This is a genomic window from Rossellomorea yichunensis (assembly GCF_032337515.1).
Lineage (GTDB): Bacteria > Bacillota > Bacilli > Bacillales > Bacillaceae_B > Rossellomorea > Rossellomorea yichunensis.
Map to the genome: position 1 here is coordinate 557,436 of NZ_JAVYAD010000001.1, position 22,448 is coordinate 579,883.

The window sequence follows — 22,448 nt, forward strand, 5'->3', positions numbered from 1 at the left end:
CGCCTTTCCGGTTAGTTCGCCTTATGCTTGTCGCCTCAGGGCGAGCCCCTTCCGCTTTTCGGTGTGTCCAGCTCCGGCGGCTAGTCCCTCGAGGTCATAAGCTAAATTGACCAAAAAGGCAAAGAGCGCCTTTCCGGTTAATTAATCTTATGCTTGTCGGGCCTACCAAGCCGCCTCCGCTTTTCGGGGTGTAAAGTATTTTTTCTTGAAAGGTTTTAATTGTAGTATTGCATTATGGAAAGTTGTGTGATAAATTATTAAAGTATCTTTATGATAATAAGCGAAATGTGGAACTGAAATTAACTTCAGCTTCTTGTTAGTGAGGAGGGAATATATTATGGCAAAACAATGCGTAGTAACAGGCCGTAAAGCTAGCTCAGGTAACGCTCGCTCTCACGCAATGAATGCGAACAAGCGTACTTGGGGTGCAAACCTGCAAAAAGTTCGAATTCTTGTAGACGGAAAGCCTAAGAAAGTATGGGTTTCTGCAAGAGCGTTGAAATCTGGTAAAGTTGAACGCGTATAATACTTAAAACGAGAAGACGTCTAGTTGCTAGGCGTCTTTTTTCTATCTTCTGGCGGTAGAGGTGGGGCAAAGTGATCTCCCAGTCACTAGAAAATCAGGACATATCTTAATTAAGTATCTGGAACATGGACAATCCTTTCTCGTAAAGACGATTATCATCACTCACTTCACCTGAAGTATAAATGATTAATCTTTGCATATTAAGGAAAAAATAGAAGGTATGACCCAACAAATCACGTAGAGATAATAGTTTAGCTTTCAAAAACAGTATACTTATAGTAAAATGTTTTTAGCCAAGCATGTAATTAAAGGGGGAAAACATTCCATGTCCATCGAATTAAAAACGCAGTACGGACAAATTGATATTACGAATGATGTCATTGCAATGATTGCTGGAGGTGCAGCGGTGGATTGCTACGGAATTGTTGGAATGGCTTCAAAGAACCAAATTAAAGACGGTTTCACAGATATCTTACGTAAAGAAAATTTCACTCGCGGAGTGATCGTTCGTCAAGATGAAGAGGAAGTACATATTGATATGTATATTATTGTGAGTTATGGTACAAAAATTTCTGAGATTGCTCATAATGTACAATCCAAGGTTAAATATACTCTTGATAAGACCGTCGGCTTGGCGGTAGATTCAGTAAATATTTTTGTGCAGGGGGTTCGTGTCACGAACCCGTAGTGAGGAGGAAGATTCGTGTCGATTACATCTTTGGAAGGAAAACGTTTTGCTGAAATGGTGATACAAGGTGCCACCCAATTATCTGCCCATGCGCAGCTGGTTGACGCGCTGAACGTTTTTCCTGTTCCTGATGGTGATACTGGAACAAATATGAACTTATCCATGACTTCTGGTGCGAAGGAAGTTCAAAACCATATTCAAGGTCATATTGGAAATGTGGCTGCTGCTCTTTCAAAAGGGTTGTTGATGGGAGCAAGAGGTAACTCAGGTGTTATCTTATCCCAATTGTTCAGAGGCTTTGGTAAAGCGATTGAAGGGAAAGAATCCTTATCAAGTGCAGAATTTGCCAATGCACTTCAAACAGGTGTAGAAACAGCTTATAAAGCGGTTATGAAACCTGTTGAAGGAACGATTCTAACGGTTGCGAAAGATGCTGCGAGAAAAGGTGTTTCTGTAGCTGAAACAGAAAATGATTTCGTAAAGCTTATGCAGGCAATCGTCGATGAGGCTCAGGCTTCGTTAAATCGTACACCTGATTTACTTCCTGTTCTAAAAGAAGTGGGAGTGGTTGATAGTGGTGGTCAAGGGCTACTATTTGTATATGAAGGATTTTTAGCTGAGCTAAAGGGAGAAAAGGTTTCAAATCAAGCTTCGTTACCGTCCATGAATGATCTCGTGAGTGCTGAGCATCATAAAACAGCTCAAGATTTCATGAGTACGGAGGATATTGAATTTGGCTATTGCACTGAATTCATGGTTAGATTTGAACAGGACAAACAGTCATTTGATGAAGAAGATTTCCGTCAGGATTTAAGCGGATTCGGTGATTCCCTGCTTGTCATAAGTGACGATGAATTAGCAAAAGTACATATCCATTCTGAACAACCGGGTGATGTATTGACGTATGGTCATAGATACGGAAGTCTCATCAATATCAAGATTGAAAACATGAGACAGCAGCACAGCAGCATCGTTGGTGAAACAAAGCCAGTGAAAGCTCAGACTCCTGCTGCACCAAAAGAAGTTGACTTTGCCATTGTTACGGTTGCTATGGGTGAAGGGATTTCCGACTTGTTCAAAAGCATCGGCGCTACGGCTGTGATCGAAGGTGGTCAAACGATGAATCCAAGTACGGAGGATATCGTGAAAGCTGTTGAAGAAGTGAATGCCAAGAAAGTCATTATCATGCCGAATAACAAAAACATTATTATGGCAGCAGATCAAGCGGCAGAAGTCCTTGAAATGGAAGTAGCTGTTGTCCCAACGAAGACAGTACCTCAAGGAATGGCTGCATTACTTGCTTTTAATCCATCAGCCTCTGTTGAAGACAACAAACAGTTAATGACAGAAGCTTCAAAGCAGGTCAAAACGGGTCAAATCACGTTTGCTGTAAGAGATACGAATATTGATGGTGTGGCGATTGCGAAAGATGACTTTATGGGAATCGCAGAAGGTAAGATTGTTATTTCTGATCATGACCGTCAAAAGTCGGCGCAAAGCTTATTAGAGAAAATGCTGGATGAGGACTCCGAAATTTTAACCATCCTATATGGTGAAGATGTATCAGAAGAGGACGTGCATTCATTAAAAGAGTATGTAGAAGAGCATTATGAAGATGTAGAAGTGGAAGTTCATAATGGTAAACAACCACTTTACTCCTATATATTCTCAGTTGAATAAGGAATAAAGGAAGGGGGGACAGCTCTAAATGGAGTTTGTCCCCTTCAATTATGTTAGAATGGATGTATAGTTTGGATGTTAAGTGAGGGGGAAAAGTCATGAAATACAAAAGTGTATTTGATATTATCGGTCCTGTTATGATTGGTCCATCAAGTTCACATACGGCTGGTGCTGCCAGAATAGGAAGATTGGCGAGAAACTTGTTTCGCAGGGAACCGAAATGGGCGACGATATCCTTTTATGGATCATTTGCAAAAACGTACAAGGGTCATGGAACAGACGTAGCCATTGTAGGTGGAATCCTCGATTATGATACATATGATGAACGAATTATCGAATCAATCAATGTAGCAAAGAAAAAAGGAATAAAGATCAAGTTTCAAGAGGAAGATGCCATCACGGATCATCCGAATACGGCTCGAATCCGGATGGGAGATGACAAAGGAGAAATCGAATTAGTGGGTATCTCCATTGGTGGAGGGAAAGTTGAAATTATCGAACTTAACGGATTTGAACTCAAACTGTCAGGTCACCACCCTGCTATTCTGGTCGTTCATGACGACCGATTTGGGGCGATTGCATCTGTATCCAATGTCATTGCCAAACACCAATTGAACATCGGGCATATGGATGTTTCGCGAAAAGAAAAGGGTCAGATGGCATTGATGACAATAGAAGTGGATCAGCCGATTGATGAAGCTGTCATCAATGAATTAACGTCACTGCCCAATATTACTCAAGTTACGCGGATTTCCGATTAAACAATTACTATAATGATAGCGTTTACATTCATGCGAGGAGGTCATTTTAAATGTTTCGAAATGTAGCAGAGTTAGTAGAACTTGCTGAAAGTCAAAATAAGAAAATTTCTGATATTATGATTGAACAGGAAATTGAATTTACAGGAAAATCATTTGATGAAGTATACAGTCAAATGGAGCGAAACCTTGAAGTGATGGAACAGGCTGTAGCCAGAGGGCTGGAAGGTGTGAAATCACATTCAGGTTTAACAGGCGGGGATGCTGTGCTTTTACAAAAGTATATTGAAAAAGGCAACTCACTTTGTGGGGACACCATCCTGGATGCAGTAAGTAAAGCGGTAGCAACCAATGAAGTGAATGCTGCAATGGGGACGATTTGTGCGACGCCAACTGCAGGATCTGCAGGAGTTGTTCCGGGAACGTTGTTCGCTGTTAAAAATAAGCTGAATCCTACTAAAGATGAAATGATCCGCTTCTTGTTTGCGTCTGGAGCATTTGGGTTTGTTGTAGCGAATAACGCTTCCATCTCAGGTGCAGCGGGTGGATGTCAGGCTGAGGTTGGATCTGCCAGTGGAATGGCTGCAGCAGCTATAGTTGAAATGGCCGGGGGAACACCCAGCCAATCCGCTGAAGCCATGGCGATTACCTTAAAGAATATGTTAGGGCTTGTGTGTGACCCGGTTGCGGGACTCGTTGAGGTACCCTGTGTGAAGCGGAATGCAATGGGAGCGGCCAATGCGATGGTTGCAGCGGATATGGCACTTGCAGGCATAACGAGTCGTATTCCGTGTGATGAAGTGATTGACGCCATGTACAAAATCGGTCAAACAATGCCGGTGGCTCTCCGTGAGACGGCTCAAGGAGGATTGGCTGCCACCCCTACAGGCAGGGAGCTTGAAGCGAAAATCTTTGGGGTTTCCCTGAATAAACGTGAAGAATCATAATGAAGGACTAACGATCCAGGACATCAAGGGGATTGGTGAAGAAACAGCTGTACAGCTGAATGCAATGGGGATTTATTCTGTTCTGGATTTGTTAGAATACCTGCCTTACAGGTACGAGGATTACAGGCTTCGAGACTTGGAGGAAGTCGCCCATGATGAGCGTGTCACAGTGGAAGGGAAGGTCCATTCAGAGCCTGCACTGATGTATTATGGGAGAAAAAAATCCCGTTTAACCCTGCGGATATTGGTTGGTAGAAATTTAGTTCAGGCCGTTTTTTTTAATCAGCCGTATTTAAAGAAGAAAATAAATCTTCACGATACGGTGACGGTGACAGGGAAATGGGATAAGAATAGGCAAATCATAACGGTTCAGTATTTTCAGTCGGGCCCACATGGGAAACAGGGGGACTTTGAACCTGTTTATTCATTAAAAGGCTCTATTAAAAACAACACACTTAGAAAATTCATTAAAAAGGCTTTTCAGGACTACAGATATTTGTTGACGGAAAACCTGCCTTATCATCTAATGGAAAAATATAAGCTGTCAAGTCGCAAGGATGCTCTTTATCATCTTCATTTTCCAGATTCCACTGAAGAAATGAAGCAGGCAAGAAGACGATTTGTGTATGAAGAGTTCTTGTTGTTTCAACTGAAAATGCAGGCTCTTAGAAAATTTGAAAGAGAACATTCGTCTGGCGTGCAGCAGCATTATGATTTAGATAAGGTCAAAGCATTTATTGACTCTTTGCCGTTTCCTTTAACTGATGCACAAAAGCGCGTGGTAAATGAAATTTCAGCGGATATGAAGTCCCCTTATCGCATGAATCGCCTTTTACAAGGTGACGTTGGTTCGGGGAAGACCGTCGTATCGGCAATTGCATTATACTCCAGTGTAACTGCAGGATATCAAGGGGCTTTAATGGTTCCTACAGAGATTCTGGCAGAACAGCATGCAAACTCTTTGAGTGAATTGTTGGAACCAGTTGGCCTTTCTGTTGCCCTGTTAACAAGTTCGGTAAAAGGAAAAAGAAGACGGCTTTTATTAGAAAAATTAAAAGACGGAGAAATTGATATTCTTATTGGAACACATGCACTTATTCAGGAGGATGTTCAATTCAAGCATCTGGGGCTCGTTGTAACCGATGAACAGCATCGCTTTGGGGTAAATCAAAGACGTGTACTAAGGGAAAAAGGGGAAAGTCCTGATGTATTGTTTATGACAGCGACTCCGATTCCACGGACTCTTGCCATTACGGTCTTTGGTGAAATGGATGTAAGTATAATCGACCAAATGCCGGCAGGAAGAAAGGCGATTGAAACTTATTGGGCTAAAGCGGATATGCTATCAAGGGTGCTTTCGTTTATGGACAAGGAGTTAGATCAGGGCAGGCAGGCCTATGTGATATGTCCTCTGATTGAAGAGTCGGACAAACTGGATGTTCAAAATGCGATAGATGTTTACAATCAATTGCTGCACTACTTTGAAGGACGTTACAACGTCGGATTGATGCATGGGAGGCTTCACCCCGATGAAAAGGATGAAGTGATGAGGGAATTCAGTGCAAATCATCTTCAAGTGCTTGTATCCACCACGGTTGTCGAAGTGGGTGTGAATGTTCCTAACGCTACTTTCATGCTGATATATGATGCCGAGCGCTTTGGGTTATCTCAGCTTCATCAGTTAAGGGGAAGGGTTGGACGCGGCGAACATCAATCCTATTGCATTCTTCTTGCCGAACCGAAAACCGAGGTTGGAAAAGAACGAATGAAGATCATGACGGAAACCAATGATGGATTTGTTCTGAGTGAAAAAGATCTTGAACTAAGGGGTCCGGGAGATTTCTTTGGAAGAAAGCAGAGTGGTCTTCCTGAGTTTAAAGTGGCAGATATGGTGCATGATTATCGTGCGTTGGAAGTTGCTAGAGATGATGCTGCAGGCTTAATTCAATCCGATCATTTTTGGAAGGATCCCGAATATGAACCGCTCAGGGAGTATTTATCCGGATCGGGGATATTAGAGGGTGAAAAGCTAGACTAGACAGGCAGATTGTGAGATTATTTCTTGCAATCTGCTTTTTTTGATTATATACTACTATTAGTACCTAGTACTAATACTGGACGGTGTTGATATTGAGACTTTCAAAGAAGGAAAGACAGGGGAACCTTACAGACACGATAAAGGAAAATCCTTTTATAACAGATGAAGAATTAGCAGAACGTTTTCGAGTGAGTGTGCAGACAATCAGGTTGGATCGTATGGAATTATCGATCCCTGAACTTCGTGAACGGATTAAATATGTCGCAGAGAAATCTTTTGAAGATGAAGTGAAATCATTGCCTATTGAAGAGATTATTGGAGAAATTATTGATATAGAGTTAGATCATAGTGCGATTTCCATTTTTGATGTAAAACAAGAGCATGTTTTTGTGAGGAATGGGATAGCAAGGGGGCATCATTTATTTGCTCAAGCGAACTCTCTTGCTGTTGCCGTAATTAATGATGATCTAGCGTTAACAGCCAAGTCAACGATCCGATTTACCCGACCTGTTAAGGAAGGTGAGCGTGTTGTTGCGAAATCGAAAGTGATACATATGAAGGATCAAAAGGATCGAACAACTGTAGAAGTTCAAAGTGTAGTCGGTGGCGAACTCGTTTTCACAGGTGAATTTGAGATGTATCGCTCTAAAAAATCTGCAAAGGATGAAGCGTAGATGAAGTTAGCCGTAGATGCAATGGGCGGAGATCATGCTCCTAAAGAAATAGTTCTTGGTGTGAAACGGGCATTAAGTGAATTCAATGATATAGAAGTGCTCTTATACGGAGATGAAAATCAAATAAAACAGTACATCACACCAGTCGATCGATTGACAATCGTTCATACGGATGAAGTGATCGAGGCAACAGACGAACCTGTTAGAGCCGTTAAACGCAAGAAGAATGCATCGATGGTTCTGATGGCGCAAGCGGTTAATAATGGAGAAGCGGATGCGTGTATTTCAGCAGGGAATACAGGTGCGCTTATGACCGCTGGATTGTTCATTGTAGGCAGAATTGATGGAATTGAAAGACCTGCCTTGGCACCTACGCTTCCAACACTGGATGGTAAGGGGTTTCTTATGCTCGATTTAGGAGCAAATGTCGATGCCAAGCCTGAACATCTGTTGCAATATGCCATCATGGGGAGCATATATGCCGAGAAAGTAAGAGGGATCAACAATCCTCGCGTAGGCTTATTAAACATAGGGACCGAAGATAAAAAAGGGAATGAATTAACCAAGAGGACATTCCAATTATTAAAGGACGCTCCTATTCATTTTATTGGAAATATAGAGTCCAGGGACTTACTTGAAGGACCTGCGGATGTCGTCGTTACCGATGGGTTTACCGGGAATATGGTGTTGAAGACGATTGAGGGAACGGCTCTTTCTGTTTTCTCTATGCTTAAAAAGACGTTCACAGCTTCAACAAAAAATAAATTGGCTGCAGGATTAGTGAAAAATGATTTAAAGCAAATGAAAAATATGCTTGATTATACAGAGTATGGAGGCGCGGGATTATTTGGTCTGAAGGCACCGGTGATTAAAGCCCATGGCTCATCAAATGAGGTTGCCCTATATAATGCCATGAGACAAGCCAGGGAAATGGTGAAACACAATGTCTCCAATACGATTAAAGATGCTATCAAGGGGAGTGAAGAATAACATGAGTAAAATTGCATTCATTTTTCCCGGACAAGGTTCTCAAACTGTTGGGATGGGAAAAGAATTAGCTGACAAATACCCTGAAGTACAAGCGTATTTCGCTAAAGCGGATGAAAGATTGGAATCGGAATTAACAAGTGTTATATTTGATGGACCGCAAGAAGAACTTACTCAAACGACAAATGCTCAGCCAGCTTTATTAACAACGAGCATCGCGATTCTGGATCGTTTAAGAAAAGAAGGTATAACAGCAGATTATACGGCCGGACATAGCTTAGGTGAATATTCAGCCCTGGTAGCTGCAGGTGCCCTCCGCTTTGAAGATGCGGTGTATGCTGTTCGTAAAAGAGGGGAATTCATGGAAGAAGCGGTTCCAAGTGGAGAAGGCACGATGGCTGCTGTTCTGGGAATGGCAAGAGAGCCACTAAAAGAGATTACCGATCTTGTAACGGAAGACGGACATCCGGTAGGGCTGGCAAACTTAAATTGTCCTGGTCAAATTGTGATATCAGGTACGGTGAAAGGAGTGGAACTTGCTTCAGAGAAAGCCAAAGAAGCTGGAGCGAAGAGGGTCATTCCACTTCAAGTGAGTGGTCCATTCCACTCTCAATTAATGAAACCTGCTGCAGATCAATTTGTTTCAATTTTGGATTCAATTACGATTGAAGATGCAGCTTTTCCGGTCATTGCGAATGTGACGGCAGAACCTGTGACCAATCGTGAAGAAATCAAGCGTTTATTAATCGAACAATTATACTCACCTGTTCAATGGGAAGATACTGTCGGGAAATTGCTTGAATTAGATGTGGATACGTTCATTGAAGTTGGACCCGGTAAAGTACTTTCAGGCTTAGTGAAGAAAGTGAATAGACGGGTGAAAACGTATGCTGTTCAAGACGAAGCCTCGTTGGAACAAACCATCCAAGCGTTAAAGGAGGAAGGCTAAATGAATTTAGAAGGAAAAGTTGCCCTTGTAACGGGAGCATCCCGGGGAATCGGGAGGGAGATTGCTCTTGAGCTTGCCCGTGAAGGCTGTAATATAGCCGTCAACTATTCTGGTAGTGAAGCGAAGGCTAATGAAGTCGTCGATGAGATTAAAGGTTTAGGCCGGGAAGCCATTGCCGTACAATGTAATGTCTCAGATAGTGATGCTGTTCAAGCAATGGTGAAGGAAACGATTGGCCAATTCGGTTCAGTGGATATTCTAGTTAATAATGCTGGAATCACGAGGGATAATTTATTAATGAGAATGAAAGAAGCAGAATGGGATGATGTCATTAACATCAATCTTAAAGGCGTTTTCCTTTGCACCAAGGCAGTTACACGCCAAATGATGAAGCAAAGAAGCGGTCGAATCATCAATATTTCTTCAATTGTCGGTGTGAGCGGAAACCCTGGACAGGCAAACTATGTGGCAGCTAAATCCGGTGTGATAGGTTTAACGAAAACAACAGCCAGAGAATTGGCACCCCGGGGCATCACGGTGAATGCAATCGCTCCTGGTTTCATTTCCACGGATATGACGGATCAGCTTCCGGAAGACGTACGTAATGAAATGTTAAAGCAAATTCCTTTAAGCCGCTTTGGAGATCCTCAGGATATTGCGAAGGTGGTAACGTTCGTTGCATCTGAATCTGCTTCTTATATGACAGGGCAGACTCTTCATATCGATGGCGGGATGGTCATGTAACACAAAAAATAATAATTTATTAATTGTTTTCGTGGATACTCTTTTCATTAGAGGTCAAAATGCTCTATAATACTTGAGGGGAGGTGACAAAAATGGCAGAAGTATTAGATCGTGTAACAAAAATTATCGTAGATCGTCTAGGTGTTGATGAATCTCAAGTAACTCTTGAAGCTTCTTTCAAAGAAGATCTAGGAGCTGACTCCCTTGATGTAGTTGAGCTGGTTATGGAACTTGAAGATGAATTTGACATGGAAATCTCTGACGATGATGCTGAAAAAATCGGCACAGTAGGTGATGCTGTGAACTACATAAAAGCAAAAGCTTATTCGTTAGATTGAATTAAAAGATAAGCGCATGCTGATCTTTCATTCAATACCATTTGAAACTTGGTAGAGGTCTCACTTCTACCAAGTTTATTTGTGTTCTAACGTGCGCAAGAAACTTTTTGCGTAATTGCTTTTTTTAGCATAAACTTGATAAGTAGAAAAAAGAGAACATATAGAGCAAGGTGGAGTGCCTTATGCGGAAGCAAAGTAGAAACAAAGGAATATCCAGACATAAAAATGATAGTAAGTTTAAAACGTTTCAAGATGAAATCGGAATTCAATTTAATGATGAAAAACTACTTAAACAAGCTTTTACTCATTCATCCTATGTGAATGAGCATCGTCGTAAGCCTTATGAAGACAACGAACGTTTAGAATTTCTTGGGGATGCCGTTTTGGAATTAACGGTTTCTCAATTCTTATTCAAGAAGTATCCAATGATGAGCGAGGGTGAACTTACGAAATTAAGGGCTGCCATAGTATGTGAGCCTTCCCTGGTTAAGTTCTCGATTGAAATGAATTTCGGTGAACTCATCTTACTTGGTAAAGGTGAAGAAATGACAGGCGGTCGGGAAAGACCAGCATTACTCGCGGATGTCTTCGAGGCGTTTATCGGAGCGGTATATTTGGATCAAGGGTTAGAAACAGTGATTTCAATCCTTGAAAAAGTTGTCTATCCAAAAATTAACGTCGGTGCTTTTTCTCATGTGATGGATTATAAGAGTCAGTTACAAGAGCTGGTACAACGAGGAAGTGCAGGGATGATTGAATACAGCATCCTTGAAGAGAGCGGGCCAGCCCATAACAGGCAGTTTATTTCCCGGGTCAGTTTAAATGACGAAGAATTAGGCATAGGAAAAGGACGATCTAAGAAGGAAGCTGAACAACAAGCCGCACAAAAGGCTCTTGAGAAGCTAAAACAAAAGCTAGACGCTAAATAGGGGGAAAGAAGATGTTCCTCAAACAACTAGAAGTAATGGGGTTTAAATCTTTTGCAGAAAGAATATCCGTGGAATTTGTCCCGGGTGTTACAGCTGTTGTGGGACCAAACGGCAGTGGGAAGAGCAATATTATAGACGCGATTCGCTGGGTACTGGGTGAGCAATCAGCGAAAAGTCTTCGCGGATCAAAAATGGAAGATGTTATATTTGCCGGTAGTGATTCAAGAAAAGCCCTTAACATAGCAGAGGTAACTCTTGTCTTGGATAATGAAGACGGTACCCTTCCAATCGATTACAGTGAAATCAGTGTTACAAGACGAGTGTTTCGCTCCGGAGATAGTGAGTATTTACTTAATAAACAACCTTGTCGATTGAAAGACATCATCGAATTATTTATGGATTCAGGTTTAGGGAAAGAAGCGTTCTCTATTATCAGTCAAGGGAAAGTGGAGGAAATCCTAAATAGTAAGCCTGAAGAACGAAGAACCATCTTTGAAGAGGCTGCCGGGGTATTGAAGTATAAAACACGTAAGAAAAAGGCGGAGAATAAGTTATTTGAAACACAGGAAAATCTTAATCGTGTGAATGACATTCTTCATGAGTTGGAAGGGCAGGTGGAACCCCTTAAAATTCAAGCTTCGATGGCACGTGATTATTTGGAGAAAAAAGAAGAGCTGGAGAAGTTCGAGGTCGCATTGACGGTCTATGATATTGAGGATTTACATAAGCAGTGGGAAAAGCTTAGTGAAGAATTTGAACATCATGGAAAAGAGGAACTGGCACTTTCCACGCGTATACAAAAGAAGGAAGCCGTTCTGACCCAAACCCGTGATAAAATTGCGGCTCTTGATGAATCGATCTCAAATCTTCAGGAAGTGCTCCTGGCTACAAGTGAAGAATTGGAGAAACTCGAGGGTAGGAAACAAGTATTAGTGGAACGGAAGAAAAATTCGTCTTCCAACGAAACTCAATTAAAGCAATCGATAGAAGAAGCAGAAGAACAAATTCAACAACTGACTTCTGAAAAAGAAAAAGCAGAGATGGAATTCAAGTCTATCGATTCAGACGTTAAGGAACTTAAAGAGCTGCTCATTACGAAACAGAATCAATTTAAACATTATAATGAAAATATTGAAGATGTAATAGAATCTTTCAAAAGTGATTACATTGAGAAACTGAATCAGCAGGCGTCAGCCAAAAATGAAATTCAGTACCTTGAGCAGCAGCTGGAGCAGCAATCCAATCGAAGCGGCCGATTAGAAGCAGAAAATGAAAAGTATGTAATTCAGCGTGATGAATTGCATCAGAGTCACAAAGAACTTTCGAAAATGCTGCAGCAGCAAAAAGAGGTAATCGATGAGCACATATTCTTCTATCGTGAAGAACAGCAAAAGCTTGAGTCAGTGAAGGCTAAATATGAAAAGCAAGAAAAGACCCTATATCAAGCCTTCCAATTCCTGCAACAGGCGAAATCCCGGAAAGAAATGCTTGAGGAAATGGAAGATGACTATACAGGTTTCTTCCAGGGTGTGAAAGAAGTACTTAAGGAACGTGACGGTCAGTTAACCGGGGTCCAAGGAGCGGTTGCGGAACTGATAACAGTACCTAAATCATATGAAACGGCTATGGAGACAGCTTTGGCGGCTTCCATGCAGCATATCGTGGTCGATACAGAAGAAGATGGCCGAAAAGCCATTGCTTTCTTAAAGAAGAATCAATACGGCCGTGCTACTTTCTTGCCGATGAACGTGATCAAAGGGAAATCGATCCCTGACAGTCAAAAAAATATGCTGAAGGGTCATTCTTCTTTTATAGGAGTTGGAACTGATCTTCTTAATTATGATGAGCGCTTTCAAATGGTGATTTCTAACCTGGTTGGCAATGTGATCATCACGAAGGATTTAAAGGGAGCAAATGAAATCGCAAAGCTTATACAATATCGTTACCGTCTAGTAACCCTGGACGGAGACGTGGTGAATCCCGGTGGATCCATGTCCGGTGGTACCGTGAAGCAGAAGAAAAATTCGCTTCTCTCCAGAAAAGGTGAGCTTGAAGAAATGAAAGAAAAGCTTACAACGATGGAAAGCCAGACTGAACAGCTTCAATCTCAAGTGAAATCACTGAAAGAAGAAAGCAGCTTCAGAGAGAAGAAGCTGGAAGAAATGAGAGTGAAAGGAGAGCGTTTGCGACTTAAGGAGCAAGAACTTCTTTCCCAACTGCGTGAAAATGAATTATCCCAGCAGAACCTGGATGAAAGGCTTTCCCTATATGATTTGGAGAAAAAAGACTTTACATCGGTTAAAGAGAAGCATGATTCAAGAACGAAGGAATTAAGAGCGTCTCTGGATGAAATTGGAGAAGATATTAAAAGGCTCGATCAAAAGATTAGCGAGCTTACTCTCCAAAAAAATAGTGAACGAACGTCCAAGGATGCTTTATTGAATGAAATCAGTGATATAAAAGCAAACCTCGCCGCACGAAACGAGCAATTGGTTAACAGTCGTAATCAATTAATTCGTGTGCAGGAAACGATCGTCGATACAAACAAGCGGAAGGCGACTTTACAAGATGATTTGGAGTGGCTGCAGACTGAAATGAAGGATAATTTTTCAGGAGAAGAGCAGCTTGGGATGAAGGCTGAAGAGTGTTCGATTCAAAAATCAGAAACTTCAAATTTGATTACTATACGACGGGAAGAGCGCTTAAATCTTCAACATGCGGTTGAAGACGAGGAGCTTGAGTTGAAAGAATTAAAGCGTCAGCATAAAGGTTTGGTAGGAGCATTAAGGGACGAGGAAGTGAAAATCAATCGTCTGGATGTTGAACTGGAAAATCGACTTGATCATTTACGCGATGAGTATATGCTTTCGTTTGAAGCGGCTAAGTCAGACTACCCCTTAACGATTGAGGTCGAAGAAGCGAGAAAGAAAGTGAAACTTGTGAAATTGGCCTTGGAAGAACTGGGAACCGTAAATCTCGGTGCCATTGATGAGTATGAACGAGTGAAGGAAAGATACGAATTTTTAGTAGAGCAGAAGAATGATCTGACGGAAGCGAAGGACACTCTTTACCTGGTCATCAATGAGATGGACACAGAAATGATCAAACGCTTTGATCAAACCTTCACGGCTATTCAAGTGGAATTCGAAGGGGTATTTAGAGCATTGTTTGGAGGGGGAAGAGCGCAGTTGAAGCTGACGGACCCATCTGATCTCCTTCATACGGGGGTTGATATTGTAGCCCAGCCCCCAGGGAAGAAGCTGCAGAACCTTGGGCTGATGTCCGGGGGAGAACGAGCCTTAACGGCCATTGCCCTGCTATTTTCAATCCTCAAGATCAGGCCTGTACCATTCTGTATACTGGATGAGGTAGAGGCAGCTCTTGATGAAGCAAATGTACAGAGGTTCAGTCAATATTTAAAGAAATTCAGTGACGAAACACAATTCATCGTCATTACCCATCGTAAAGGAACAATGGAAGAAGCCCATGTTCTGTACGGTGTAACGATGCAGGAATCCGGTGTGTCCAAGTTAGTATCAGTCAGACTGCAAGAAACAAAGGAATTGATAGAAACTTAATGAGTGGGGTGTGAAAGGTTGAGTTTTTTTAAGAAGCTTAAAGATAAATTTACACAATCGAGTGACAACGTATCAGAGAAATTTAAAGATGGACTAAGTAAAACAAGAAATAACTTTACAACAAAGGTCAATGACCTGGTTGCGAGATACCGCAAAGTGGATGAAGATTTCTTTGAAGAGCTGGAAGAAATCCTGATCGGAGCGGATGTTGGGTTTGATACGGTCATGGAACTGATAGACGAACTAAAGCTAGAAGTGAAGCGAAAGAATATTCAAGACACTGAAGATGTTCAATCAGTCATTTCAGAGAAGCTTGTTGAAATCTACCAAGGAGATCGTGATGAGGACAGCAGCCTGAACATTCAGGATGATCAGCTGACGGTTTTGCTGTTTGTCGGAGTGAATGGCGTTGGAAAGACGACGACCATTGGGAAGATGGCTCATATGTTCAAGGAACAAGGTAAGAACGTGGTACTTGCGGCAGGTGATACATTCCGTGCAGGCGCAATCGAACAGCTTGAAGTATGGGGGGAACGTGTAGGAGTTCCAGTCATTAAACAAGCGGCAGGAAGCGACCCGGCAGCGGTTATGTTTGATGCAGTTCAATCAGCAAAAGCAAAAAAAGCGGATATTCTTATTTGTGATACAGCAGGAAGATTACAAAATAAAGTGAATCTGATGAAAGAGCTTGAAAAAGTGAAGCGGGTGATAGAAAGAGAAGTTCCAGGAGCTCCTCATGAAGTTTTACTCGTACTCGACGCGACCACAGGTCAAAATGCCATGGTGCAAGCGAAAACCTTTAAAGAAGCAACGAATGTTTCAGGGATCGTCCTGACGAAGCTGGACGGTACAGCAAAAGGTGGTATTGTCCTTGCGATCAGAAACGAACTTGATATCCCTGTGAAATATGTAGGTCTGGGAGAGAAGATGGATGACCTCCAGCCGTTCGATGCTGAAAAGTATATATACGGCTTATTCTCTAACCTGGTTGATAAAGAAGAAGAATAGATTTAAGAATCGATAGGGTAGCCTCATGGAAGACTTTATAAAGTCGTCTTGCAGGTTACTCTTCTTTTGTGTGGATACTTAAGGATATTCTCTATGAAAAATCCCTAAGTATCCTTGACAAACACCCGTAAACACTGTATTCTTCATATGTAAAGGTTTTTCACTTAACAAGGAGGGATATCCGTGCTGGAGAAAACGACCAGAATGAATTATCTCTACGATTTTTATCAATCTTTGTTAACTCCTAAGCAGAGAAGCTATATGTCCCTTTATTATTTGGATGATTTCTCTTTAGGAGAAATAGCTGAAGAGTATAATGTTAGTCGACAAGCAGTGTATGATAACATTAAACGAACAGAGGCCATGATCGAGGAGTACGAAGAAAAGCTTTTATTATTTAAAAAATTTCAAGAACGCAACGAGATTCTTGATCAACTCAGGCAAAAAATAGGAGAATCATCAATTGATTCTGCTTATTGTTTAAAACTCATTGATGATCTTGAAATATTGGATTAGGAGGCGGCATGAATGGCATTTGAAGGATTAGCCGACCGACTGCAAGGTACAATACAAAAAATCCGTGGAAAAGGAAAGATTTCAGAAGCGGATGTTAAAGAGATGATGCGTGAAGTTCGTCTTGCTCTTTTGGAAGCGGACGTTAATTTTAAAGTGGTGAAGCAATTCGTCAAGAAAGTAAGTGAACGGGCTGTCGGACAAGAAGTCATGAAGAGTCTTACACCGGGACAACAGGTCATTAAGGTTGTTCAGGAAGAGCTTACAAATCTGATGGGTGGCGAACAAAGTCAGATTGCCGTCGCTAAACGTCCTCCAACTGTCATTATGATGGTTGGTTTACAAGGTGCAGGTAAAACGACGACCACTGGAAAGCTTGCGAACCTGCTTCGAAAGAAACATAATCGCAAACCACTATTAGTGGCTGCTGATATTTACCGTCCCGCTGCCATCAAGCAGTTAGAAACCATCGGGAAGCAATTAAGCCTGCCTGTGTTTTCACTGGGAGATCAGGTGAGTCCTGTTGAGATTGCGAAAAAGGCCATCGAAAAGGCAAAAGAAGAACATCACGATTATGTTCTGATTGATACAGCAGGTCGACTTCACATTGATGAAAACCTGATGGGAGAGTTAAAAGAAATTAAAGAACTCTCAAATCCAGATGAGATATTCCTCGTAGTGGATGCCATGACAGGTCAAGATGCGGTTAATGTTGCGCAAAGCTTTAATGAAGACCTTGGCATATCGGGTGTTGTGCTGACAAAACTTGATGGTGATACACGAGGCGGGGCCGCACTATCAATCCGTTCCGTCACTGAAAAACCGATTAAATTTGTTGGGATGGGTGAAAAGATGGATGCGTTAGAAGCATTCCATCCTGAGCGCATGGCATCACGAATCCTCGGTATGGGAGATGTTCTTTCCCTAATTGAGAAAGCTCAGGCCAATGTTGATGAAGAGAAGGCCAAAGAACTTGAACAAAAAATGCGTACCATGTCTTTCACTTTTGATGATTTCCTGGAGCAATTAGGTCAAGTTAGGCAAATGGGCCCACTTGATGAGTTACTGAAAATGATGCCTGGAGCAAACAAAATGAAGGGCTTGGATAAGATTCAAGTCGATGACAAGCAGATCAGTCATGTTGAGGCAATCATCCAATCGATGACGAAGGATGAGAAAATTCATCCGGAAACCATCAATGCTTCGCGTCGTAAAAGAATTGCGAAGGGGAGCGGAACATCCATTCAAGAGGTAAACCGACTTCTCAAACAATTCGAGGACATGAAGAAAATGATGAAACAAATGAGCGGCATGCAAGGAAAAGGTAAGAAAAAAGGGATGAAATTCCCATTTATGTAAGCAATTCATTCAATTTTTTTCAAGAAAAATTGAACTGTTAAGAAAAAACACTTTACAAACAAAATACACATTTGATATTATACTAACTTGTGTGAAACTATTCGGAGGTGCTTTAATTATGGCAGTAAAAATCAGATTAAAACGTATGGGAGCAAAAAAATCTCCTTTCTATCGTATCGTAGTTGCAGATTCTCGTTCACCACGTGATGGACGCCAAATCGAAACAGTTGGAACTTACAACCCGGTTGCTAAACCAGCTGAAGTGAAAATCGATGAAGAGTTGGCTCTTAAATGGTTATCTAATGGTGCTAAACCATCTGACACAGTTCGTAACCTATTCTCAAAACAAGGCATTATGGAAAAATTCCACAATGCTAAAAACAGCAAGTAATCGATTAGATCGATGAAAGATCTTATTCTAACGATTGTGAAACCCTTAGTTGACCATCCGGACTCAGTCCACATCGAAACCGATGAGGGAGCGAACGGCATAACCTATAAGTTATCTGTCCATCCTGAAGACATGGGGAAGGTCATTGGGAAACAAGGGAGAGTAGCTAAATCGATTCGAACTGTGGTATACGCTGCAGCAGGATCTTCACAACAGAAGAAAATCTTCTTAGAGATAGTGGAGTAAGGAAGCCGACATTTGGCTCTTTACACGAAAGGGTCCTATGACCTTGAACACCGACTCTATTGAATCAGGGGACTGACCCACAAAGGTTACTATATAGCCTTAAGATGTCAGTCCCCTTTTTCATAGGCTTATGCTGCATAATTTAAGGAAGACCTGCACAATCCAACACTCCCCCAAGAGAACACCCTAAGGATTTAGTACGACAGCGTGGGGTGAATAGAAGGAGGAGGAAGAACTTTTGAATGTGATACATACGATTACGATTAAACAGGTGTTAACAGAAAAGAGTAAGGATCTGTTAATGAAACGATATGAAAATCAAAAGTTTCATTTAGCTAAGGAAAGCGATCAGTTACAGTTCGAAATGAAAAAGATTGAACGTGGTAAGAAATATCCGTCCCATAAATTAAATCAGCACTTCGAAAGAGAATTGAACGAGCGGGCTGAAAAGATCAAGCTTTTGGATTTCCAAATCGAGCAGTTAAATATTCTTCCTATTGGAAGCGAGCTAAAGGAAAAAGAAGTCCAGGGTATGATTGACATACAAGTTGGTGACAATTGGGAAGAAGGAGCACTTTCTAAGACAATTATAATTGAAGATGGTATTGTGAAAGAAATTCGTTGATGCAAGAGGTGAAAGCGATGGAAAAGTGGTTTAATGTAGGTAAGATTGTCAATACTCATGGAGTTAAAGGTGAATTAAAGATCGTTTCTACGACAGATTTTCCTGAGGAGCGATATCAAAAAGGGAACACACTATACTTGTTTCAAGGTAAAAACCAAGAACCGATCAGTCTCGTGATCAAATCTCATCGAAATCATAAGAGCTTTGATTTATTGACCTTCGAGGGGTATGAAAATATCAATGAGGTTGAGAAGTTTAAAGAAGGAATCCTGAAGGTACAGGAAGACCAATTGCAGGAACTCGAAGAAGGAGAATACTATTTCCACGAAATCGTTGGCTGTAAGGTCTTAACAACTGCCGGGGAAGAGCTTGGAACCATAACAGAGATTCTAAGCCCGGGAGCGAACGACGTTTGGGTTGTGAAGGGTCAAAGAGGCAAAGAATACCTTATTCCTTACATAGAGGATATCGTGAAGACGATCGACATAGAGGAACAGCTTGTTACGATTGAACCGATGGAAGGCCTGTTGTCATGATGAGAATTGATGTCCTGTCTCTATTCCCATCTATGTTCGAGGGGATCTTTGGTGAATCGATTCTTAAGAAAGCATACGAAAAAGAAGCCGTAAGCTACAATGTGATTAACTTCAGGGAATACGCTGATAACAAACATAATCAAGTTGATGATTATCCTTACGGTGGAGGAGCCGGAATGGTATTAAAGCCACAGCCTATCTTTGATGCAGTTGATGCATTAAAGAAAGAGCAACAATCAAAGCCGAGGGTCATCCTCATGTGTCCGCAAGGGGAACGCTATACACAGCAAAAGGCAGAGGAACTTGCTAAGGAAGAGCATCTCGTGTTTATATGCGGTCATTATGAAGGTTACGATGAGCGGATCAGGGAGCATGTTGTAACGGACGAAATATCAATTGGAGACTATGTATTGACTGGTGGGGAACTTGGCGCCATGGTTGTCATCGATAGTGTAGTTCGCCTGCTTCCTGGAGTGCTTGGAAATGAAGATTCGCCTATTCAGGATTCGTTCTCATCAGGACTCCTTGAGCATCCCCATTATACCCGGCCATCGGACTTTAGGGGGATGAAGGTACCAGATGAGCTGATCTCAGGGAACCATCGTCTGATAGATGAATGGAGAGAGAAAGAGAGTCTGAGAAGAACCTTTGAAAGAAGACCGGACCTATTAGAAAGCTATTCACTCACAGATCGGCAAAAGGCCTGGATAGAGGATTGGAGAAAGTCTAAATAAGCTATTGCATCCTGGTTGCCTGTGTGATATTATATTCTTTGTGGCTTGAGGGGATATCCCCTGTTGTCATTGATCCCGATGTTCCGCTGCAATATATCGCTTTTGTAAGAGCATCTGTTGGAAGGAGTTGAAAAAGATGCACAAATTAATCGAAGATATTACGAAAGAACAACTTCGCTCTGATCTACCATCTTTCCGTCCTGGTGATACAGTACGTGTACACGTTAACATCGTTGAGGGTACTCGTGAACGTATTCAGGTATACGAAGGAGTAGTAATCAAACGCCGCGGTGGCGGTATCAGCGAAACATTTACTGTTCGTAAAATTTCTTACGGTGTAGGTGTTGAGCGTACTTTCCCAGTACACACACCAAAAATCGCTAAATTAGAAGTTATTCGTCGCGGTAAAGTCCGTCGTGCGAAACTTTATTACCTGCGTAACCTGCGTGGTAAAGCGGCACGTATTAAAGAAATTCGATAAGAACGTAAGAAAAGGAGCTTGGAGACAAGCTCCTTTTCCTTATTGTACAAGATTTGTTATGTAATAAATGAAACGTCCGCGGAAGACGGCCTGCGTATTTTAATGAAGCCACCTTTTTTTAATGAGAAATACAAGAATTTCTAGTAGAATAGAAAAAGATAGAAAAATACATTGGGTGGTGGAGATGTGGTTAAAGAGAAGAATGAGTGGTGGGAGTGGATGAAGGCACTGTTGATCGCAGTAGGTTTAGCTGCAATTATCAGATTCTTTTTATTTGCACCCATTGTTGTCGATGGATTATCAATGATGCCTACTTTACATAACGGAGATCGAATGATTGTAAGTAAATTAGGGGAGCCGGAGCGATTTGATATCGTCGTTTTCCATGCACCTGAACAAAAAGACTATATTAAACGCGTCATCGGACTCCCGGGGGACAAAGTAGAGTACAAAAATGATACTTTATATATTAATGGAAAAGCGTATGCTGAACCATACTTACAAGAGTATAAAGAACAATTAAATAATGGTGTGTTAACAGAAGATTTCACTTTAAATGATATCATTGAAAAAGGCACTGTTCCTGAAGGGGAAATCTTTGTGATGGGTGACAATCGCCGTTTCAGCAAAGATAGTCGTCACATCGGTACAGTTCCAATGGAAGAAGTCATTGGTGATACAAAAGTGATCTATTGGCCTGTTAAAGATATAGGTTTCGTGAAATAATAGAAAAAAGTTGTTTGGAGGTGGTCATATGACAATACAATGGTTCCCAGGGCATATGGCTAAAGCTCGTAGACAAGTTACTGAGAAGTTAAAACTTGTAGACATTGTCATTGAATTAGTAGATGCGAGAATACCGTTATCGTCAAGAAATCCAATGATTGAAGAAATTATTGGACAAAAGCCGCGGCTTGTTTTGTTAAATAAAGCAGACATGGCAGATATAAATAGAACGAATCAATGGATTTCTTATTTCAAAGAGCAAGGAATAACAGCTCTTGCTGTAAATGCACAGGCTGGCAAAGGACTTCAGGTCATAGTTCAAGCCGCTAAAGAAATATTAAAAGAAAAGTTCGACCGCATGAAATCACGAGGAATGAGACCCCGTGCCATAAGAGCCATGATTGTCGGTATTCCTAACGTAGGAAAATCCACATTAATCAATCGCCTGGCTAAGAAAAATATAGCGAAAACAGGAAATACTCCTGGAGTGACAAAAGCCCAGCAATGGATCAAAGTAGGAAAAGAGCTTGAACTGCTCGATACGCCGGGAATATTATGGCCCAAGTTTGAAGATCCGCAAGTTGGATATAAGCTGGCATTGACCGGTGCCATAAAAGATACCATCCTGAATTTACAGGATATCGCTGTTTATGGTCTGCGATTTCTTGAAGAGCACTATCCAGAACGATTAGAAGAGCGCTATGGCCTCGAAGAAATACCTGAAGAAGTAGTGGATAGTTTCGATAAAATCGGAGCTAAAAGAGGCTGTCTGATGGCTGGTGGAGAAGTGAATTATGACAAGACATCTGAAATTATCGTACGTGACATTCGAAATGTACAATTAGGACCCATGACGTTTGACATCATTGGTGAGACTGAGCGGGAGAGCGAATAAAAAAAGAGGCTGTAAAAAGAGGGGATCTCTTTTGCGCAGCCTCTTTATTTATGTGAAGTACATCCGATATAAATAGGAGGAGCAATGTGAATACAGTA

General features: G+C 41.5%; 24 protein-coding genes. All 24 read left to right on the top strand.

Going from position 1 to position 22,448, the window contains the following annotated elements:
• The first annotated feature begins 337 nt into the window (after positions 1 to 337).
• Positions 338 to 526: a 50S ribosomal protein L28 gene (gene rpmB / locus RSX31_RS02805; protein ID WP_034755741.1), complete on the top strand. Its 189-nt coding sequence runs from the start codon at positions 338 to 340 to the stop codon at positions 524 to 526.
• Positions 527 to 851: 325 nt separating this feature from the next.
• Positions 852 to 1,214, top strand: coding sequence for an Asp23/Gls24 family envelope stress response protein (locus tag RSX31_RS02810; protein WP_034755738.1), 363 nt, complete (start codon positions 852 to 854; stop codon positions 1,212 to 1,214).
• A 15-nt stretch (positions 1,215 to 1,229) separates the two neighbouring features.
• The gene (locus RSX31_RS02815) at positions 1,230 to 2,894 is read left to right on the top strand and encodes a DAK2 domain-containing protein (RefSeq protein ID WP_148993579.1); all 1,665 of its coding nucleotides are present in this window, start codon (positions 1,230 to 1,232) and stop codon (positions 2,892 to 2,894) included.
• A gap of 98 nt (positions 2,895 to 2,992) precedes the next feature.
• The gene (gene sdaAB, locus RSX31_RS02820) at positions 2,993 to 3,655 is read left to right on the top strand and encodes an L-serine ammonia-lyase, iron-sulfur-dependent subunit beta (RefSeq protein WP_148968705.1); all 663 of its coding nucleotides are present in this window, start codon (positions 2,993 to 2,995) and stop codon (positions 3,653 to 3,655) included.
• Between the two features lie 50 nt (positions 3,656 to 3,705).
• Positions 3,706 to 4,599 carry an L-serine ammonia-lyase, iron-sulfur-dependent, subunit alpha gene (gene sdaAA / locus RSX31_RS02825; RefSeq protein ID WP_148993580.1) on the top strand — a complete coding sequence of 298 codons (894 nt, stop codon included), beginning with the start codon at positions 3,706 to 3,708 and terminating at the stop codon, positions 4,597 to 4,599.
• Entirely contained in the window at positions 4,586 to 6,637 is a 2,052-nt protein-coding gene (recG, locus tag RSX31_RS02830; protein ID WP_282138011.1) for an ATP-dependent DNA helicase RecG, read from the top strand. Before sdaAA ends, recG begins: the two co-directional genes overlap by 14 nt.
• Before the next feature lie 92 nt (positions 6,638 to 6,729).
• Entirely contained in the window at positions 6,730 to 7,311 is a 582-nt protein-coding gene (gene fapR, locus RSX31_RS02835) for a transcription factor FapR (protein ID WP_315633190.1), read from the top strand.
• A complete protein-coding gene (gene plsX / locus RSX31_RS02840; protein WP_315633192.1) occupies positions 7,312 to 8,301 on the top strand; it encodes a phosphate acyltransferase PlsX in 990 nt (329 codons plus the stop codon). It begins immediately after the preceding gene.
• Position 8,302: 1 nt separating this feature from the next.
• The gene (gene fabD / locus RSX31_RS02845) at positions 8,303 to 9,247 is read left to right on the top strand and encodes an ACP S-malonyltransferase (RefSeq protein WP_315633194.1); all 945 of its coding nucleotides are present in this window, start codon (positions 8,303 to 8,305) and stop codon (positions 9,245 to 9,247) included.
• Entirely contained in the window at positions 9,248 to 9,991 is a 744-nt protein-coding gene (gene fabG, locus RSX31_RS02850; RefSeq protein WP_315633196.1) for a 3-oxoacyl-[acyl-carrier-protein] reductase, read from the top strand.
• Positions 9,992 to 10,083: 92 nt separating this feature from the next.
• Positions 10,084 to 10,329, top strand: a complete 246-nt coding sequence (gene acpP, locus RSX31_RS02855) for an acyl carrier protein (protein ID WP_315633197.1) — start codon at positions 10,084 to 10,086, stop codon at positions 10,327 to 10,329.
• A 182-nt stretch (positions 10,330 to 10,511) separates the two neighbouring features.
• Positions 10,512 to 11,258 (top strand): ribonuclease III, encoded by a 747-nt coding sequence (rnc, locus tag RSX31_RS02860; RefSeq protein WP_148993586.1) that lies wholly within the window; start codon positions 10,512 to 10,514, stop codon positions 11,256 to 11,258.
• 11 nt (positions 11,259 to 11,269) lie between these two features.
• Complete coding sequence (gene smc / locus RSX31_RS02865; protein WP_315633198.1) at positions 11,270 to 14,836, top strand: chromosome segregation protein SMC; 3,567 nt, start codon at positions 11,270 to 11,272, stop codon at positions 14,834 to 14,836.
• An 18-nt stretch (positions 14,837 to 14,854) separates the two neighbouring features.
• Entirely contained in the window at positions 14,855 to 15,844 is a 990-nt protein-coding gene (ftsY, locus tag RSX31_RS02870; RefSeq protein WP_315633199.1) for a signal recognition particle-docking protein FtsY, read from the top strand.
• Positions 15,845 to 16,027: 183 nt separating this feature from the next.
• A complete protein-coding gene (locus tag RSX31_RS02875; protein WP_148968715.1) occupies positions 16,028 to 16,360 on the top strand; it encodes a putative DNA-binding protein in 333 nt (110 codons plus the stop codon).
• Between the two features lie 12 nt (positions 16,361 to 16,372).
• Entirely contained in the window at positions 16,373 to 17,716 is a 1,344-nt protein-coding gene (ffh, locus tag RSX31_RS02880) for a signal recognition particle protein (protein WP_148968716.1), read from the top strand.
• A 118-nt stretch (positions 17,717 to 17,834) separates the two neighbouring features.
• Positions 17,835 to 18,107 carry a 30S ribosomal protein S16 gene (gene rpsP, locus RSX31_RS02885; protein WP_032088859.1) on the top strand — a complete coding sequence of 91 codons (273 nt, stop codon included), beginning with the start codon at positions 17,835 to 17,837 and terminating at the stop codon, positions 18,105 to 18,107.
• 12 nt (positions 18,108 to 18,119) lie between these two features.
• The gene (locus tag RSX31_RS02890) at positions 18,120 to 18,353 is read left to right on the top strand and encodes a KH domain-containing protein (protein ID WP_148993591.1); all 234 of its coding nucleotides are present in this window, start codon (positions 18,120 to 18,122) and stop codon (positions 18,351 to 18,353) included.
• Between the two features lie 238 nt (positions 18,354 to 18,591).
• On the top strand, positions 18,592 to 18,978 hold the full coding sequence (locus RSX31_RS02895; RefSeq protein ID WP_315633206.1) for a YlqD family protein: 387 nt from the start codon (positions 18,592 to 18,594) through the stop codon (positions 18,976 to 18,978).
• Between the two features lie 17 nt (positions 18,979 to 18,995).
• Positions 18,996 to 19,514, top strand: coding sequence for a ribosome maturation factor RimM (gene rimM / locus RSX31_RS02900; RefSeq protein WP_148968718.1), 519 nt, complete (start codon positions 18,996 to 18,998; stop codon positions 19,512 to 19,514).
• Positions 19,514 to 20,248 (top strand): tRNA (guanosine(37)-N1)-methyltransferase TrmD, encoded by a 735-nt coding sequence (gene trmD / locus RSX31_RS02905; RefSeq protein ID WP_187443348.1) that lies wholly within the window; start codon positions 19,514 to 19,516, stop codon positions 20,246 to 20,248. The genes rimM and trmD overlap by 1 nt, the downstream gene beginning before the upstream one ends.
• A 136-nt stretch (positions 20,249 to 20,384) precedes the next feature.
• Entirely contained in the window at positions 20,385 to 20,729 is a 345-nt protein-coding gene (gene rplS / locus RSX31_RS02910; RefSeq protein ID WP_032088854.1) for a 50S ribosomal protein L19, read from the top strand.
• A 186-nt stretch (positions 20,730 to 20,915) separates the two neighbouring features.
• The gene (lepB, locus tag RSX31_RS02915; RefSeq protein WP_282138004.1) at positions 20,916 to 21,455 is read left to right on the top strand and encodes a signal peptidase I; all 540 of its coding nucleotides are present in this window, start codon (positions 20,916 to 20,918) and stop codon (positions 21,453 to 21,455) included.
• A gap of 28 nt (positions 21,456 to 21,483) precedes the next feature.
• Positions 21,484 to 22,350 (top strand): ribosome biogenesis GTPase YlqF, encoded by an 867-nt coding sequence (gene ylqF / locus RSX31_RS02920; RefSeq protein ID WP_148968721.1) that lies wholly within the window; start codon positions 21,484 to 21,486, stop codon positions 22,348 to 22,350.
• The last annotated feature ends 98 nt before the right edge of the window (positions 22,351 to 22,448 follow it).

What these genes read in the sequence shown, in the direction of transcription:
- rpmB (WP_034755741.1), top strand. Translation starts at nt 338, where the DNA reads ATGGCAAAACAATGCGTAGTAACAGGCCGTAAAGCTAGCTCAGGTAAC.
- RSX31_RS02810 (WP_034755738.1), top strand. Translation starts at nt 852, where the DNA reads ATGTCCATCGAATTAAAAACGCAGTACGGACAAATTGATATTACGAAT.
- sdaAB (WP_148968705.1), top strand. Translation starts at nt 2,993, where the DNA reads ATGAAATACAAAAGTGTATTTGATATTATCGGTCCTGTTATGATTGGT.
- sdaAA (WP_148993580.1), top strand. Translation starts at nt 3,706, where the DNA reads ATGTTTCGAAATGTAGCAGAGTTAGTAGAACTTGCTGAAAGTCAAAAT.
- plsX (WP_315633192.1), top strand. Translation starts at nt 7,312, where the DNA reads ATGAAGTTAGCCGTAGATGCAATGGGCGGAGATCATGCTCCTAAAGAA.
- fabD (WP_315633194.1), top strand. Translation starts at nt 8,303, where the DNA reads ATGAGTAAAATTGCATTCATTTTTCCCGGACAAGGTTCTCAAACTGTT.
- fabG (WP_315633196.1), top strand. Translation starts at nt 9,248, where the DNA reads ATGAATTTAGAAGGAAAAGTTGCCCTTGTAACGGGAGCATCCCGGGGA.
- acpP (WP_315633197.1), top strand. Translation starts at nt 10,084, where the DNA reads ATGGCAGAAGTATTAGATCGTGTAACAAAAATTATCGTAGATCGTCTA.
- rnc (WP_148993586.1), top strand. Translation starts at nt 10,512, where the DNA reads ATGCGGAAGCAAAGTAGAAACAAAGGAATATCCAGACATAAAAATGAT.
- smc (WP_315633198.1), top strand. Translation starts at nt 11,270, where the DNA reads ATGTTCCTCAAACAACTAGAAGTAATGGGGTTTAAATCTTTTGCAGAA.
- ffh (WP_148968716.1), top strand. Translation starts at nt 16,373, where the DNA reads ATGGCATTTGAAGGATTAGCCGACCGACTGCAAGGTACAATACAAAAA.
- rpsP (WP_032088859.1), top strand. Translation starts at nt 17,835, where the DNA reads ATGGCAGTAAAAATCAGATTAAAACGTATGGGAGCAAAAAAATCTCCT.
- RSX31_RS02890 (WP_148993591.1), top strand. Translation starts at nt 18,120, where the DNA reads ATGAAAGATCTTATTCTAACGATTGTGAAACCCTTAGTTGACCATCCG.
- rimM (WP_148968718.1), top strand. Translation starts at nt 18,996, where the DNA reads ATGGAAAAGTGGTTTAATGTAGGTAAGATTGTCAATACTCATGGAGTT.
- trmD (WP_187443348.1), top strand. Translation starts at nt 19,514, where the DNA reads ATGAGAATTGATGTCCTGTCTCTATTCCCATCTATGTTCGAGGGGATC.
- rplS (WP_032088854.1), top strand. Translation starts at nt 20,385, where the DNA reads ATGCACAAATTAATCGAAGATATTACGAAAGAACAACTTCGCTCTGAT.
- ylqF (WP_148968721.1), top strand. Translation starts at nt 21,484, where the DNA reads ATGACAATACAATGGTTCCCAGGGCATATGGCTAAAGCTCGTAGACAA.